The sequence below is a fragment of the Microbulbifer yueqingensis genome, from assembly GCF_900100355.1.
In the GTDB taxonomy this organism is placed as follows: Bacteria; Pseudomonadota; Gammaproteobacteria; order Pseudomonadales; family Cellvibrionaceae; genus Microbulbifer; species Microbulbifer yueqingensis.
This window is the reverse complement of sequence record NZ_FNFH01000001.1, coordinates 173,864-187,642: the sequence shown is the minus strand read 5'-3', so window position 1 is coordinate 187,642 and position 13,779 is coordinate 173,864. Positions and strand designations below refer to the sequence as shown.

16 protein-coding genes are annotated in these 13,779 nt (G+C 61.9%); 4 read left to right on the top strand and 12 right to left on the bottom strand.

The features are described from left to right. Nucleotides 1-11: 11 nt before the first annotated feature. From BLT26_RS00820 to BLT26_RS00800, 5 genes are all read right to left on the bottom strand, one after another. Complete coding sequence (locus BLT26_RS00820; RefSeq protein WP_091506640.1) at nucleotides 12-902, bottom strand: M90 family metallopeptidase; 891 nt, start codon at nucleotides 900-902, stop codon at nucleotides 12-14. Then, nucleotides 899-1,564, bottom strand: a complete 666-nt coding sequence (locus BLT26_RS00815; protein ID WP_091506638.1) for an SOS response-associated peptidase family protein — start codon at nucleotides 1,562-1,564, stop codon at nucleotides 899-901. The genes BLT26_RS00820 and BLT26_RS00815 overlap by 4 nt, the downstream gene beginning before the upstream one ends. A 102-nt stretch (nucleotides 1,565-1,666) precedes the next feature. Beyond that, a complete protein-coding gene (locus BLT26_RS00810; protein ID WP_091506634.1) occupies nucleotides 1,667-2,242 on the bottom strand; it encodes an NUDIX domain-containing protein in 576 nt (191 codons plus the stop codon). An 89-nt stretch (nucleotides 2,243-2,331) separates the two neighbouring features. Then, nucleotides 2,332-2,796: a CYTH domain-containing protein gene (locus tag BLT26_RS00805; RefSeq protein WP_091506630.1), complete on the bottom strand. Its 465-nt coding sequence runs from the start codon at nucleotides 2,794-2,796 to the stop codon at nucleotides 2,332-2,334. Nucleotides 2,797-2,856: 60 nt separating this feature from the next. Beyond that, nucleotides 2,857-3,282: a hypothetical protein gene (locus tag BLT26_RS00800; RefSeq protein ID WP_091506627.1), complete on the bottom strand. Its 426-nt coding sequence runs from the start codon at nucleotides 3,280-3,282 to the stop codon at nucleotides 2,857-2,859. A 192-nt stretch (nucleotides 3,283-3,474) separates the two neighbouring features. Between BLT26_RS00800 and BLT26_RS00795 the strand changes: the two genes are divergently transcribed. From BLT26_RS00795 to BLT26_RS00785, 3 genes are all read left to right on the top strand, one after another. Continuing rightward, nucleotides 3,475-4,482, top strand: a complete 1,008-nt coding sequence (locus BLT26_RS00795) for a tryptophan--tRNA ligase (RefSeq protein WP_091506623.1) — start codon at nucleotides 3,475-3,477, stop codon at nucleotides 4,480-4,482. 119 nt (nucleotides 4,483-4,601) lie between these two features. Beyond that, nucleotides 4,602-6,179 carry an AbgT family transporter gene (locus tag BLT26_RS00790; RefSeq protein WP_091506620.1) on the top strand — a complete coding sequence of 526 codons (1,578 nt, stop codon included), beginning with the start codon at nucleotides 4,602-4,604 and terminating at the stop codon, nucleotides 6,177-6,179. A 93-nt stretch (nucleotides 6,180-6,272) separates the two neighbouring features. Further along, nucleotides 6,273-6,602, top strand: coding sequence for a DMT family transporter (locus BLT26_RS00785; RefSeq protein ID WP_091506617.1), 330 nt, complete (start codon nucleotides 6,273-6,275; stop codon nucleotides 6,600-6,602). Nucleotides 6,603-6,634: 32 nt separating this feature from the next. On the opposite strand, the gene BLT26_RS00780 is transcribed toward BLT26_RS00785, so the two are convergent. The 4 genes from BLT26_RS00780 to BLT26_RS00765 all read right to left on the bottom strand — a co-directional run bounded on the left by BLT26_RS00780 (nucleotide 6,635) and on the right by BLT26_RS00765 (nucleotide 9,774). Beyond that, nucleotides 6,635-7,102, bottom strand: a complete 468-nt coding sequence (locus BLT26_RS00780; protein ID WP_091506615.1) for a GNAT family N-acetyltransferase — start codon at nucleotides 7,100-7,102, stop codon at nucleotides 6,635-6,637. 95 nt (nucleotides 7,103-7,197) lie between these two features. Further along, nucleotides 7,198-8,205, bottom strand: a complete 1,008-nt coding sequence (locus BLT26_RS00775) for a mechanosensitive ion channel family protein (RefSeq protein ID WP_091506611.1) — start codon at nucleotides 8,203-8,205, stop codon at nucleotides 7,198-7,200. Nucleotides 8,206-8,415: 210 nt separating this feature from the next. Next, nucleotides 8,416-9,087 (bottom strand): esterase/lipase family protein, encoded by a 672-nt coding sequence (locus tag BLT26_RS00770; RefSeq protein WP_245720536.1) that lies wholly within the window; start codon nucleotides 9,085-9,087, stop codon nucleotides 8,416-8,418. Between the two features lie 192 nt (nucleotides 9,088-9,279). Then, a complete protein-coding gene (locus tag BLT26_RS00765; RefSeq protein ID WP_091506604.1) occupies nucleotides 9,280-9,774 on the bottom strand; it encodes a BLUF domain-containing protein in 495 nt (164 codons plus the stop codon). 150 nt (nucleotides 9,775-9,924) lie between these two features. Here BLT26_RS00765 and BLT26_RS00760 point away from each other — a divergent pair, with 150 nt between their 5' ends. After that, nucleotides 9,925-11,226 (top strand): hypothetical protein, encoded by a 1,302-nt coding sequence (locus BLT26_RS00760; protein WP_091508649.1) that lies wholly within the window; start codon nucleotides 9,925-9,927, stop codon nucleotides 11,224-11,226. A 95-nt stretch (nucleotides 11,227-11,321) separates the two neighbouring features. Here the strand turns inward: BLT26_RS00760 and BLT26_RS00755 are convergent, their stop codons facing one another. The 3 genes from BLT26_RS00755 to BLT26_RS00745 form a co-directional block, all read right to left on the bottom strand. After that, the gene (locus tag BLT26_RS00755; RefSeq protein ID WP_091506601.1) at nucleotides 11,322-12,650 is read right to left on the bottom strand and encodes a tetratricopeptide repeat protein; all 1,329 of its coding nucleotides are present in this window, start codon (nucleotides 12,648-12,650) and stop codon (nucleotides 11,322-11,324) included. A 114-nt stretch (nucleotides 12,651-12,764) separates the two neighbouring features. Continuing rightward, nucleotides 12,765-12,968 (bottom strand): hypothetical protein, encoded by a 204-nt coding sequence (locus tag BLT26_RS00750; protein ID WP_091506598.1) that lies wholly within the window; start codon nucleotides 12,966-12,968, stop codon nucleotides 12,765-12,767. 4 nt (nucleotides 12,969-12,972) lie between these two features. Then, the gene (locus tag BLT26_RS00745; protein ID WP_091506595.1) at nucleotides 12,973-13,770 is read right to left on the bottom strand and encodes a hypothetical protein; all 798 of its coding nucleotides are present in this window, start codon (nucleotides 13,768-13,770) and stop codon (nucleotides 12,973-12,975) included. Between the last annotated feature and the right edge of the window lie 9 nt (nucleotides 13,771-13,779).

Below are 13,779 nucleotides of genomic sequence, written 5' to 3'. Positions count from 1 at the left end.
CTGCAACCGGGCTAGCCCCGTCCGATTGTCGGTTCACCGCCATGCCACGCGGCCGGGTCCAGCCGGTAAAACGCCTGCAGTTCCCCATAGAGGTCCCGGTGGTGGTGGCGGAGCTGGTCGGGCAGCGTAAAGAAGGCCTCGGAGGCCACAGCGAAAAATTCGGCCGGTGACTGGGCGCCATAGGGGTCCAGGATCGATATCCCATCCCCGCTCTCCCGCACCCCGGGGCCTACCGGCCCGACGTGGCCATCGCCGACGCCTGCCACCCTGTCCCGCAACCGTTCATACTCCCGGCGAAATACCGGCGCCCAGTTGTTGCCCGACTGGTCCTGGGCAAACAGGGGTCTCCCGTCGTAAACCCCGTCTTCCTCATCCAGCTTGTGTGCGAACTCGTGGACGATCACATTGCGCCCATGCTCCGGGTGGTACAGGTCTTCCTCAATATCTGCCCAGGACAATACCACCGGTCCCAGGTAGTGGGATTCCCCCTCGCGTGCGCTGTCAGCCGTGGTCTCTACCAGGCCTTCGAAGTGCGTCTCCCGCGCCACGTAGGTGTCCGGGTAAACCAGCACCGTACGCAGCGCCGGATAGCAGCGGTTTTCCCGCCCGACCAGTAGCAGGCAGGCCCACGCGGCGATAGCTACGCGCATCTGCTCGCTGAGGCGCAGGCCGTCACAGCCGACAAATTCCTTGTCGTGCAGGAACAGGCTGACATTGGCACAAAGCTCGCGTCGGGCCGCCGGCGGCAGGGCCGAGTAGAAGGGCAGGGCTGCCTGCAGCGAGCGATACCGGGCCGCGGACAGCGGCCGGGAGCGCAGGTAGCGGCGCCGCCACTTCTGCCAGTAATAGGGCAGCACCCATACCAGGACGGCCAGGAGGATGATCGCGAGGAAGGTCTTCAATGGTCCGGGGCCTCATCGACGGGGGCCTCAGGGCCGGTGTACTCGGTTGAGGTCGCACGCTTCAGTGGCCGGTAGTGCAGCAGGCGTCCCGCGTATTCCACCCGCGGCTGCAGGTATGGCGCAAACTGACCGGTATCCGCGTCAGGGGATAACCACTGGCGGATAAACGAGCTGCTGGGGGGCGCGATCATCGGCAGGCTTTTATCATGAAAGCGCTCGGTCATCGGGTGGGCCGGCAGGGTAATGATTGAACAGCTCAATAGCCGGCCGCCCTCCCATACCTTGTAGAGGCCGCAGAAAAAGAACGGCAGGCCAAAACTGAATTCCACCGGGTGCTCGCCGTGCTGGCTCTCCACCCAGGCGTTGGCCGGGATCAGGCAGCGGGAGTGGCGATACTCCGGCCGCTGCGGGAGCTTCCGCCAGTTGCTGTTGATCGACCAGTATTTTTTGTGCGGCCGGTACTCACCGCCTTCCTTCTGCAGGTAGAGATGCCAGATGGCGTTCTCGAGCTCCGGCTGGCCATGTCGGCCGGTGACGATACTGATCTTGCTGGTTGGCCGTTGGCGGCGACCAAAGATCATCCGCTGCGGATGCCCCGCTCCCGCCTGCTCCAGGAAGCGCTGGATACCGGCGTGATCGTCTGCGTCGAACAGGCTGCACATGACCGTGTCCAATTCCCCCTAAAAACTCCGCGAAACTGCCGGCCAGAGGCGGCCGCGCCCAAGTTTAACAGGTCGCCGTGGGCCTGTTGCGCATTGGTGTCATCATGGCACCGGCGTCGCTCCCGTCGCCGGCCGCGGCTCGGCGGAGGCCGCTGTGGCGAGCCCGGAAAGGGCGATAAAGCGTTGTATGTAGGGTTTATGGGTATAGAGAATATCGTCGGGCAGCCCTTCCCGCGGAAAGAAACGGGTTTCCACCACCTCGCTGTCATTGAACAGCATTTCGCCCGGCTCGATCTGGCACCTGACGGCAATATCGACCACCGGTGTATAGGCCGGCTTCCGCACCTCCATGACACTGGTGGAAATTACCCGCGCCCCGATTTCCTCCCGCAGTTCCCGTCGCACCGCCTGCTCGATGGTTTCCCCATGCTCAACCCAGCCTCCGGGAAGTCCCCAGGCGTCCTGGTAGCGGTGCCGGACCAGCAGCAGGGCGTTGTCCCGTTCAATCAGGAAAACCATACCTACCAGGAACTTGTCGCTGGTGAGGTAGGAGATTTTCCAGCGAAGATCCACCGGAAGTTCCCGGTAGATGGTGTATTTCAGGCCGGGGAAGGCGAGCAGGGCGATGAAAGCTGCCGAGACGGCGAGGCCGGAGAGGGCGAGCACCCGTTTGATCATGAAAGTCTGCGCCTCCTCAAAACAAAACCGCGCCGCCTGGCAGCCCTGGCCGCGCGTCCCGGGTGGCGGCGTGGCACTGGTTTATCTTATCACCAGTCCCCAAAGGGCGTCTCAACCAGGTTGGCGTTGTAGTAACGCGGATCATGGGTGACCTCTTGTGTCACCCATGTGGGGCGCTCGAAAGCTTCCTGTTCATCGGCCAGTTCTATTTCTGCGACCACGAGGCCACGGTTCCTGCCCGAGAAAATATCGATCTCCCACTCGTGCTTTCCCACTGTTACCAGGTAGCGGGTCTTCTCGATAACCCGCCCCTCGCACAGGCTGCTGATAATTTCACGGGCGTCGTCCAGCGGTATTTCATATTCATACTCGGTGCGCGTCATACCGCGGGTCTCCCCCTTCAGGGTGAGGTAGCCACGACTGCCATAGATCCTGGCGCGGACAACCGACTTCCCCGCGACCGGCAGGTAGCCCTGGCTGATCTCAGTACCGCTTTTGAGCGTGCGGGCGAACGCCGGGTCGACCAGGAACTTTCTCTCGATCTCTCTGGGCATGGGTATCCTCAGTAAGTTTTCTTTTCTCATGCCGGGCGACGCGGTGCCGTCGCGCAGGGCTCAGTACAGCTCGCCCAGGGGGATGAGCCTTGCCGCACGCTCGAACAGCTGCCGGCCCAGCTCATACTCCGGGCCCGAGCGGGGCAGCCAGAGCCTCCGGCTCCGGCATTCCCCTGCCATGCAGACTTCGATCGTCCAGGTTGAACCGTCGAGCCCCAACGATTCCTGGTCGCGGGCAGTGCGGGAACCCAGTGAGGCCGCCAGCCCGCGTATGCGATCGATAAACGCGGTTTCCACCACAGTGACAGCGGCATCCTCGCCGGACGGGGCGAGCCAGCACCAGCTCGCCACCCGCAGCCTGGCGCGGTCCAGGTCGAGCTGGATCTGGACGCGGGGTTCGAAACTGCGCTCGAGGGTAAACCGGATGTAATCGGGCGGCGCGGCAGTCTCGGCCCGGCCTGCCCGGTCGCGAATCTCTCTCCCCAAGTGTGCAAGCCTCCCTTAACCTGCAGGACACCAGTAAGTGAACCATGTTCCGCTACGGCCCTGCACGGGAACCGATGCGATCAAAAAGTGGGCAGGGTCGCCTGTTTGCGCGGCATACAACCTCGCCGCCGAAACGGGTATCATGGGCGTCCAGCTTTCTACCAGATATGTAGCACGGAAACCCTTGGATTTATGAGCAAGCAGCGTGTCCTGACCGGCATTACCACCACCGGCACCCCCCACCTGGGCAACTATGTGGGCGCCATTCGTCCGGCGATTGCCGCCAGCCAGGAGGAGAACAACGAGTCGTTCTACTTCCTCGCAGATTACCATGCACTGATCAAGTGCCAGGACCCGGAGCAGGTGCACCGCTCCACGCTGGAGATCGCCGCCACCTGGCTGGCGCTGGGCCTCGATACCGACAATGCGGTTTTCTATCGCCAGTCTGATATCCATGAGATCCCTGAACTCACCTGGCTGCTCACCTGCATGACCGCAAAGGGCCTGATGAATCGCGCCCACGCCTACAAGGCCGCGGTGGATGCGAATCGCGCCGATGGCGAGGACTCGGACTTCGGCATCAACATGGGTCTCTACAGCTACCCGATCCTGATGGCGGCCGACATCCTGATGTTCAACGCCAACAAGGTGCCGGTGGGCAAGGACCAGGTCCAGCACATCGAGATGGCCCGGGATATCGCCCAGCGCTTCAACCACCACTACGGTGAGCACTTTACCTTGCCCGAAGCCGTGGTAGATGACCATGTGGCGGTCCTGCAGGGGCTCGACGGGCGCAAGATGAGCAAGAGCTACGGTAACACCATCCCGCTGTTCCTGACGGAGAAGCAGCTCAAGAAGCATATCAACAAGATCAAGACCAACCTGCTGGAGCCGGGTGAGCCCAAGGATCCGGATACCTCCACCGTGTTCCAGGTCTGGCAGGCCTTCGCCACCGAGGCGCAGACTGCGGAGATGCGCAAGGCGTTCGAGGAGGGCATCGCCTGGGGCGAGGCCAAGAAGCAGCTGTTCGAGCTGGTCAACAGCCAGATTGGCGAGGCCCGCGAACGTTACAACGAGCTGCTGGCCAACCCGGCGGAAATCGAGCGCGAGCTGGAAAAAGGTGCGGAGAAAGCCCGCGCCTATGCCGCGCCGTTTATCGACAGGCTGCGCCAGGCGGTGGGCATCCGCAAGATCGGTTGATTGCGTTGCCGGCTCGCCGGCGCATTCGCTCAATGTAGCCATCCGCGGGCCCGGGCCCACGGATAGATGTATAAGAACAACAAACAAGCACAATAACTACAGATACAGGGAGCCCTGTTATGAGTGAAGTTGAGGCGAGTTCTGCCGCCGGTGTAGATGGTGGCAAGAGCATTGATAAAAACAGCTGGGTCAACCGGGCGCTGAACCGGGTGGAGGTGATCGGCAACCGCCTGCCGGACCCGGCGGTGCTCTTCCTGATCCTGATGGTCACCGTGTGGGTGTTTTCCTGGCTCTTGTCCGGGGTGAGCTTTGACGCGCAGCACCCGGCCACTGGCGAGGCCATCCGCATCAATAATCTCCTCTCGGGGGAGTCTCTCGCATATTTTCTCTCCAATATGGTCACGACCTTTACCGGCTTTGCCCCGCTGGGGGTGGTGCTGGTGGCCATGCTCGGTGTGGGAGTGGCAGAGCAGAGCGGGTTTATCAATGCGGTCCTGAAAAAACTGCTGGGAGTGACCCCGCAGATGCTGCTCACCCCAATGGTGATCCTCGTCGCCATTGTCAGCCACACGGCGGTGGATGCGGGCTACGTACTGGTGATTCCGCTGGGCGGGGTGATCTTCTATGCCGCCGGGCGCCATCCGCTGGCCGGCATAGCGGCCGCGTTTGCCGGAGTTTCCGGTGGTTTCTCTGCCAACTTCGTGCCCTCGGCCATCGATCCCCTGTTGCAGGGCTTTACCCAGTCTGCAGCGCAGATCGTCGATGCACAGGTACAGCTCAATCCACTGAATAACTGGGCCTTTACCTCGGCTTCCTGCCTGGTGATCGTGCTGCTGGGCTGGTGGCTCACTGACCGGGTAATTGAGCCGCGCCTCAGGGACGTGGAAATTGACGGGGACGAGAATGAGATGCCGGTGATGCAGGACATGGGCGAGCGCGAACGGCGCGCGCTGCGCTGGTCCCTGCTGGTGATGGCTGCCGGCATTGGCGGGCTGGTGGCCTGGATGCTGCCGGAGAGCTCGGCCCTGCGCGATGGTTCAGGCCAGCTGGCATCCTTCGGTGCACCGGCGATGAAGTCGATCGTGCCGCTGATCTTCCTGCTCTTCATTATTCCGGGGGTGGTCTTTGGCTACCTGACCGGCACTTTCGGCAAGTCGAAAGATGTCATCGACTCCATGTCGAAGACCATGGGCTCCATGTCCTACTACATCGTGATGGCCTTTTTCTGCGCCCTGTTTATTGCCGAATTCGGTCGTTCGGGGCTGGGTACATTACTGGCGGTGGAGGGCGGCGGCCTGCTGGCTGCGATGAACCTGCCTGGACCCGTTACCCTAATGGGCATTATCCTGCTGGTGGGCTCTGTAAACCTGTTCGTGGGTTCCGCCTCGGCCAAATGGGCGTTGCTGGCCCCGATCTTTGTACCCATGCTGATGCAGGTGGGTTTCTCCCCGGACCTGACCCAGGCGGCCTACCGGGTTGGGGATTCCTCCACTAACATCATTACCCCGCTGATGCCGTATTTCCCGCTGGTGGTGGTTTACTGCCAGCGCTACGTGAAGGGCACTGGTATCGGCACCCTGGTTTCTATGATGCTGCCCTATTCAGTTGCCTTCCTTTTGTGCTGGTCGGTGTTCCTGGTGATTTACTGGTCCATTGGCCTGCCGCTGGGACTCCAGGCCAGCTATACCTATCCGTAGTGCCCAGGTCCTGACCGCCGAGGGGAGGGGCCAAGGGTGGGGGGGCGGATGGCCCCCCAACTGTCTGCCAATCGATATTTTTAACGGGAAGTTATGGCATACCTGTACCTGGCCATCGCCATTGTCGCCGAGGTTGCCGGCACCACCGCCCTCAAGGCATCGAAGGAATTCACCCGGCTGCTGCCCTCCCTGGTGGTAGTGGCGTGCTACGCCCTGGCGTTCTACATGCTGGCACTGGTGCTGCGCACCATCCCGGTGGGAATCGCCTACGCCATCTGGGCCGGCGTCGGCATCCTGCTGGTGGCCGTGGCGGGGGCGGTGGTGTACCGCCAGATACCCGACTGGCCGGCAATCCTGGGCATGTGCCTGATCATTGCCGGCGTAGTGATCATTAACCTGTTTTCCAGCAACGTGAAGCACTGACGGCAGTCTCAGGCAAACAGCGATGGCCGGTGTCAGCGCAGGCGGGCGGGGCGAAGCATCTCGATATGCGGGATACCGTCTTCGTCGTACGGCGGGGACACCTGCTCGAACCCAAACTCCTGGTAGAAACCCTCGAGGTGCCGCTGGGCGGAGATACGGATCGCGGCCCCGTCGTGGCTCCGATCCGAGTGCTCCAGGGCCCGGCCCATCAGGGCCCGCCCGAGCCCGGAGCCACGCGAGGCAGCTGTGGTGAGTACCCGGCCTATGGAAGGTTCGGCATACTTTTCTCCCGGATCCACGACACGCAGGTAGGCGAGCAGGCGTGGTTCATCCGCGTCCGGCGCCCAGCCGCACAGGTGCCAGGCCACCCAGTCCTTGCCGTCGGCATCCTGGTAGGCGCAGTTTTGCTCCACCGTGAACACCTGCTGGCGTACGCGCAGGACTTCATACTGCTGCCGGTTATCCAGTGCGGTGAAGCGGGACCACTGCCATTGAACCATCGATATCTGCACCCTGGTGTTGTATTCAGTGCAGAGGATAGCGTTTTCCTCCCGCGGGTTGAATCGATACGCCCCGGGATGCAGTCAGCTACTGCTCAAGGGTCTTCTGCCTGCGCGCGCCAGCGGGGCCTGGTCTCCCCCTCCGGCGGCGCCGGCCAGCCCTCCCGCTGGCGGCTGCGGTCCCCATCGTCCGCCTCGGTCTGGTCGTGGAAGAGTTCCACCCGGGTTTCGAAGGGCATATCGATATGGGCTTCATCGAGGGCCAGCTTGATGGCGCGTATCACCGCTGCGCCAATATGGTTTGCGTCGGTCTGGCGGCTGTGGGTCCACCACCGGACCCGTATCGTGACCCAGCTGGCAGCCAGGTCCCATGGTAGTGCCTCGACAGGCGGTTTATCCTGTACCCCCTCGACCTTGCTGACCGCTGCAACCAGGACCTCGCAGGCATGGTCGAGGTCGTCCCCATAGCCGATGCCAATGTCATATTCACTGCGACGCAGGGGGTGGGCGGTCTTCACCACCACAGCGGTGGTGTAGATATCGCTGTTGGGAATGACTACACGCTGGCCATCATAGGTGCGGATCAGGGTGGCACGATTCTCGATCTTCTTTACCGTACCCTCGAATTCCCCGATGCGGATCTGGTCGTTTACATGAAAAGGTTCCCTGATCAGGATGAGCAGGCCGGCGAGCCAGTTCTGGAGTATGTCCTTGAAGGCGAAGCCGAAGGCAACGGAACCCACACCCAGCCCGGCGACCAGGTCGCCAGGATTCAGGGTGGGCATCACCACCGTGGCTGCCAGCAGGCAGCCGATGCCGAACAGTACCCATTTGACCAGGCCGCCGAGAACATCTCCCAGGTTTTCCCGTCCGCGCCGACTGAAATGGTGTCTGGTGAGGAACCCGAAGAGAAGCCCCAGCAGGTAGAGCAGAACGACGATGCACAGCGCCGCAATGAAGTTGGGAGTGTGCTGGATGGCGTCTGCAACCCAGCCGTCCACTTTCGCCAGGGCGCCAACAACGCTCTCGTCCACCTTGCCCGGCAGCTCACGAATGGCCTCGGAACTCTCTTCCTGGGCCGGTAAAGAGCGCTGGACTGTCATCTGTGGCTTCCCTGCCGACCAAGGCGGGTCAAGCGGAATACCTCTTTGATTTCCGGCGTGTCAGTCCCGGTCACCCAGCGTGCCCCCGGTACCTCCCAGGCCATGGTTCAGGGAGAGGTGCCGCGCTGATATAGCGGGCAAGGGGCACAATACCTGCTGGGCGGGCGCGCATCCTGGTCTCCGGGGGAAGTTGTCCAAGCGAATCAATGCTCAATTCAGCTTAGTACGGGCCGGCCCCTGTTCCAGTGGGGTTTCCTGGCGACGGAAACTGCCGTGCCGCAGGTAATGGATCACCTGGGCAATCACCGCATCACTTTTCATCATGAACACGTGGGTCACCGGCATGCTGATATGGTCGCGCATGCCCTCGAGCCTGGTGCTCTGCACTGATACCTTGCCGTCATCGGTGGCGGGAATCATCTGTGATAGGACCGGGTTGATACTCCGGGTTCCGGCGATGATGCCCACATCGAAGTTGGCGGCACCCAGGCGGTTGGGGATGCTCATGGGGCCGGTGCCCAGCTGCAGCCCGGCGTCGCCGAGCACGAAGTGAAACCCGGGGAAGTCACCCAGCCGGTCCACCACCTCACTGCCATTGTTGGGTGGCCCGAGCATCACCACGCGCCCCAGGTTCTCTATTGGCACCCGGCTCAGATACTGGCGGACAAGGATTCCACCCATTGAATGGGTCACGAAATTGATTTCTGCGGCACTGCCACAGCGATCCAGTGCGGGGGCGATGGCGCGCCCCGCCAATGTCTCGATGGGATATTCCGTGGAGGGGTAATCGACGTTGATTGTGTCGTAGCCCGCCTCGTGGATAGCCTCCGCCAGTTTCTCCATCGAACCGTCGGACCTGCCGAGCCCGTGGAGCAGTATCACACAGGCCTCTCCGGCACTGGCGGGCAGTGCAAGTGAAAGGAGCACTGTGAGTAACAACACTAGCGGCACTTTTGACATGGTGGGGCTTTCCGGGAATTCCAGTGGCTATCCTGCCCCCTTTATCCGGCAACGGTCAATACGGCAGTCAGTATAGTGACACTCAGTGTGCCTGCCGCCTTCCCCCTCCCTGTGTCAGAACGGCAGCAGCCTGCGCAGGCTGAAGCGGCGGGCAGGTAGTGGACCGGAACCTTCGCCTTCTGCCTGTTGCCGGTGGAAAAGTCGCGCCAGCTCTTCCGCCTCGGACTTGCTGAAACGCAGGGGAGCAAAGCGCAGGTAGTCCCGCTTGGCCAGGAAGGCTTTTACCGAATTTTCCGCGGGGACATATTTCATTGACCAGTCGCTGAAAAGCCTCTCTTTCACGGGCAGTTGCGAGAGAACCGTCAGGTCCCGGTGGCGGCTGTCTGCACCAATCCTGCGGTAAGTTTCATTGACTGCCTGGGGTTCGCCTTCGAGTACCTGGAAAAAATGGCTGTCACCGAAGTAGAGCACCCCACTGATTCCGTGGCGGCTGTTGTTGCGCCTGCTCTGGAACAGGATGCGGCCAACCGTTGGCTCCACACCCTGGGATGCCTCAACTGGCCGGAAATTCGCTCGGCTTGCATAGATGAGCCGGGTTAACTTGCCCATGAAAGATTCCCCCTTAACAGATTCACAATGCTGCATGTACGTTCCGGACCTTTCGCCGGATCACATTGATGTACCGCTCACCTTTACAAGCGAGCAGCTTCGACTAGCCTGCTGTGGGTGAACCAAGGACTGGAGCTGGCAGCTATGTGCATGGAACGTATCTGGTGGCCAATCACTCTGGCTGCACTGCTGGCCATCGCCCTGCCACTGAGATGCTGGGCCATCCCGGAGTTCGCCCGCAGCTACAATCTCAGCTGTGCGGCCTGTCATTCCGCTTACCCACGCCTGAATGCTTTTGGCGAAGAATTTGCGGCCAACAACTACCGCCTGCCCACCTGGCGTGAAAATACTGTAGACACCGGGGATAAGCTCCTGGCACTGCCCGACCATGTGCCGTTCGCGGTGCGTGGCCAGGCCTACGCACAGGCGCGTAGCGGGGAATCCGTCGACCCGGTGACCGGCGAGCGCGTGCAGGCAAATACGGACTTCCAGGCCCCCTACCTGGTCAAGCTGCTCTCCAGCGCGCCCCTCAGCGACAATCTGACCTACTACTTCTACGTCATTTTTGCGGAAAAGGGCGAGAACGGTGAGGCCATAGTCGAGGATGCCTGGGTTCGCTACAGCGACCTGTTTTGTACGGGGACCGGGCTGCAGTTGGGGCAGTTCCAGGTTTCCGACCTGATGTTTCCGCGCGAACTTCGCCTGACATTCCAGGACTACATGGTGTATCGCCTGGCCGGGATCACCTACGAGCGCGGCATGGTGCTTGACCGGAGCTTCGGGCCGGTCGATGTTGCCCTTGGACTGGTCAATGGCAATGGCATCACTGACAATTTCAATGTCAACAGTCCCGGTTATCGCCGCCCGGACAACTTGTTCGATGACAATAACAGCAAGAGTGCCTTTGGCCGCATCGGTGTGGGGCTTGATCAGGTTTCAATGGGGCTTTTCCTGCTGTCGGGCGAGCGTCCCCGCGTCACCGGTCCCGCGGGTTTGCTGGAGGAGGGGAGTGACTCCGATGTGGAAATCCTCGGCGTGGACCTGTCGGGCAGCATCGGTGACGACATCCACTGGTTTGTCCAGTACCTCTGGAACAGCTGGGACGGGTTTCTGCAGCCGGAAATCGGTAATACGGTAATCTGGCCCGGGCGCCAGTATGACTGGCACGGGGGCTTCCTGGGCGTAGATTACATCCCGAATGATCGCTGGGCCCTTTCGCTGCTGTACAACTCCGCTGATGCCGGGGACCTCGCCGGTAGTGACACGATCTACGAGGGCATCGAAATCGATACCCTGTCACTGGCCGCCAGCTATTACTTTATGCGCAACGCCAAAGGTATCGCCGAAGTGAATTTTGATTTCCTCGGCGATCATCCCCGGCGGGGGGAATACTTCACGGGACACCTCGACAAGGAAATGTACTTCCTGGTCGGGTTTGATGTCGCTTTTTAGATACCGCCTTGAATATTGGCTGGCGCTGGCGTTTTCCGCTCGCGGTATTACTCCGTATACGGAGTGCCGGGCAGCTGGGCTGTGGCGGACCCGCCCTAGCCGGGGTCGGGCAGGGCCCCCGCACGTGCGACAAATGACTGGTTGATGCGGCTATCGGGCTTGAGGGCGAGGCGCTCATTGGTAAAGGCCTCGGCAAGGTGGCGCCTGCCGCTGCGGATCGCCGCCTCGGCCAGCGTCCAGTCGATGATGTCGCGCTGGGCGTGGCTGCCGCCAAAAGTGTTGGCGATATAGCGGGCACTGTGCAGGTGCTCGACGGCTTTCATAAAGTCACCATGCCAGAAGGCAGTGAACCCCTCCACTAGCGGCAATCCTGTTTTCCAGCCCCAGTGCGATACTTCGGCCTCGTTGTCGCGGCCCGCGCGCAGGCTGTTGGCGATATCCTCAACCCTGTCCTCCTGCCCCGCGCCCAGGTAAGACATCACTGCGTGCCAGTCATTGAAGGGATAGAGCCGCCCATCGGCGTGCTGCTCCCATGCCTCGGCAAGCTCCTTCCAGCGACCGCCCGGATCGGTTCCGCTGATTGCCAGGCGCCAGAGCAGTGCAGAGGCGTCGACCATGTCCAGGGCCATGTTGCTCCTGCCTGACCGGATGGGGCCGTCGTAGATCGCCAGGGCCTCGTCCGGCTCATCGAGATCCAGGTGATAAAGCGCCCGATGCCACCAGTTGTGAACCTTGAAGAAATTCTCCTCGCCGGCCCAGAAGGGTTCGCGGCTCTCCATCCACTGGATCCCCACCTCCGGGCGGCCGGTCATCTCGAGTACGTGGGCTACCGCGTGATGGGCCCAGCAATCGAAGGGCTCCAGCTCGATGGCACTGTGGCCGTATTCCTCCGCGCTGCCATAGTCGCCGCACTCCTCCAGACCGAAGGCATACATGCCCAGCAGCAGGGAGTAGCCGGGGATTTCTGCCGACCAGTGTGGCAGTGCCCGTGCCAGGCGGTCGCGCAGGTCGCGGCTGTTCGCGCGGTAGAAATCCACCAGGTGGCCGCACTGCAGGGCCACCAGGTCGTGCGGATAACGGGCGCAGTGAAAATCCAGGGATTCGGCGGCGCTGGTCCAGTAGCCCATGATGAGCTTTTCCAGCGCAGCGAACAACGATTCCTCCCGCTCGTTCATGGGGAGGTCACGTGCGGCGAGCAGAAAGTTTTGCGCCGCCACATTTGCCGCAGGCTCGGTCGCCACGGCGCACAGGCCCGCCTGCAGCAAATACGCCATGGCGAATTGGGGAGCTGCCTCGGTGGCTTGCTGCAAGGGGGCGAGGGGGTCACCGGAATAGAGATTAAATGCCTGGAGGCCAGTGTGGTAGAAACCCAGCGCTTCCTCAGTTGCGCCGGTTACCTGGAGTCCCTGTTGGTCGCTCAGCATATTGCTGCTCCCGGTATTCGTGTCGGACAGTCGCTAGTGATCGTGCTGCGGGCAGTGACAGGTGTAGCAGTCATCGTCCCGGTGATCGAACCGCTTGCCGGGTGTGCCGACGCTTTACCGGCCATCGCTGTCGCGACGCCGGCCTTTTTGCCGGCGGATCCAGCTCCCGAGCAGTCCGCCCATCAAGCCGGCAACGGGATACATAACGTAGGGCAGGGCACCGCCGCCGGCACCCAGCAGGTCGATCACCAGAGCGACCACCAGCCCCCCGGCCGCGCCGCCCAGGGCCAGTCGCAGGGACCTCGGGAGGGATTTCATCCTCTCAACCTCCCTGAATTACGGCATCGGGGACAAGATAGAATTCACGTTCACCTATCGCAACCCTCCAGTTGTCACCTTGTCGCTCCCACCTGACCTCGGCGGCGTCATCGGAGGAAAAGCGGCCGCGGCGGAAATACAGCACGCGCAGGCCGGCGGGAGTTGCCGGGCTGGTAGTCCAGATGGTGGCATCGGGGAGTTCGCGTTTCACCCGGAATGGGCAGGCACGGTTGAAGCCCGGTTCGCCGGTCGAACAGGGGAGGTCCCCCGTGGCATCGTACTCTTCCGGCCAGGCCAGCTCCCGCCCGCCAGTGGAGGCGGGGGTGGCCGCGCTTATGGATACCTCCAGGCTGAAGTTGGCGGTCTCATCCCGCCGTGCGGCGCTGCGCATCAGGTAAACCTGGATAGTGTAAATACCTGACTCGGCCAGCACACCGGAAAAGCGGTTTCCCTTGACCGACCCGATAAACATGGCCGTGTCACCGGGCCCGTTGCCTGGCGGGTAAATATTGAAATAGCTGGTCGCATTGTCGGTCTGCATTTCGACGATCATGCGCTGGCCCGATTTGGCGCGGACCGTGTAAACGATGGAATCCCTTCCCTTGATCGTACCCTCGACAGAGGCACCACTGTGGCCTGGCTTGAACTGGATTTCCCGCGCGTCGGCGTCATCGCCTTCCGCCGCCCGGGCCAATGGCGCGGCAGCGAGTAAAAGCACTGCAGCCAGTAGGCTCGCCAGCACCGAGGCGGGCGACGCGGAGCGTATCTTCGAGTTGGCCGCTTGCCGGGAGAGATAGCTCATTGCCTGAAT

What these genes read in the sequence shown, in the direction of transcription:
- BLT26_RS00775 (WP_091506611.1), bottom strand. Translation starts at nt 8,205, where the DNA reads ATGACAGTCCAGCGCTCTTTACCGGCCCAGGAAGAGAGTTCCGAGGCC.
- BLT26_RS00755 (WP_091506601.1), bottom strand. Translation starts at nt 12,650, where the DNA reads ATGCTGAGCGACCAACAGGGACTCCAGGTAACCGGCGCAACTGAGGAA.
- BLT26_RS00790 (WP_091506620.1), top strand. Translation starts at nt 4,602, where the DNA reads ATGAGTGAAGTTGAGGCGAGTTCTGCCGCCGGTGTAGATGGTGGCAAG.
- BLT26_RS00815 (WP_091506638.1), bottom strand. Translation starts at nt 1,564, where the DNA reads ATGTGCAGCCTGTTCGACGCAGACGATCACGCCGGTATCCAGCGCTTC.
- BLT26_RS00745 (WP_091506595.1), bottom strand. Translation starts at nt 13,770, where the DNA reads ATGAGCTATCTCTCCCGGCAAGCGGCCAACTCGAAGATACGCTCCGCG.
- BLT26_RS00805 (WP_091506630.1), bottom strand. Translation starts at nt 2,796, where the DNA reads ATGCCCAGAGAGATCGAGAGAAAGTTCCTGGTCGACCCGGCGTTCGCC.
- BLT26_RS00750 (WP_091506598.1), bottom strand. Translation starts at nt 12,968, where the DNA reads ATGAAATCCCTCCCGAGGTCCCTGCGACTGGCCCTGGGCGGCGCGGCC.
- BLT26_RS00795 (WP_091506623.1), top strand. Translation starts at nt 3,475, where the DNA reads ATGAGCAAGCAGCGTGTCCTGACCGGCATTACCACCACCGGCACCCCC.
- BLT26_RS00760 (WP_091508649.1), top strand. Translation starts at nt 9,925, where the DNA reads ATGGAACGTATCTGGTGGCCAATCACTCTGGCTGCACTGCTGGCCATC.
- BLT26_RS00785 (WP_091506617.1), top strand. Translation starts at nt 6,273, where the DNA reads ATGGCATACCTGTACCTGGCCATCGCCATTGTCGCCGAGGTTGCCGGC.
- BLT26_RS00810 (WP_091506634.1), bottom strand. Translation starts at nt 2,242, where the DNA reads ATGATCAAACGGGTGCTCGCCCTCTCCGGCCTCGCCGTCTCGGCAGCT.
- BLT26_RS00780 (WP_091506615.1), bottom strand. Translation starts at nt 7,102, where the DNA reads ATGGTTCAATGGCAGTGGTCCCGCTTCACCGCACTGGATAACCGGCAG.
- BLT26_RS00765 (WP_091506604.1), bottom strand. Translation starts at nt 9,774, where the DNA reads ATGGGCAAGTTAACCCGGCTCATCTATGCAAGCCGAGCGAATTTCCGG.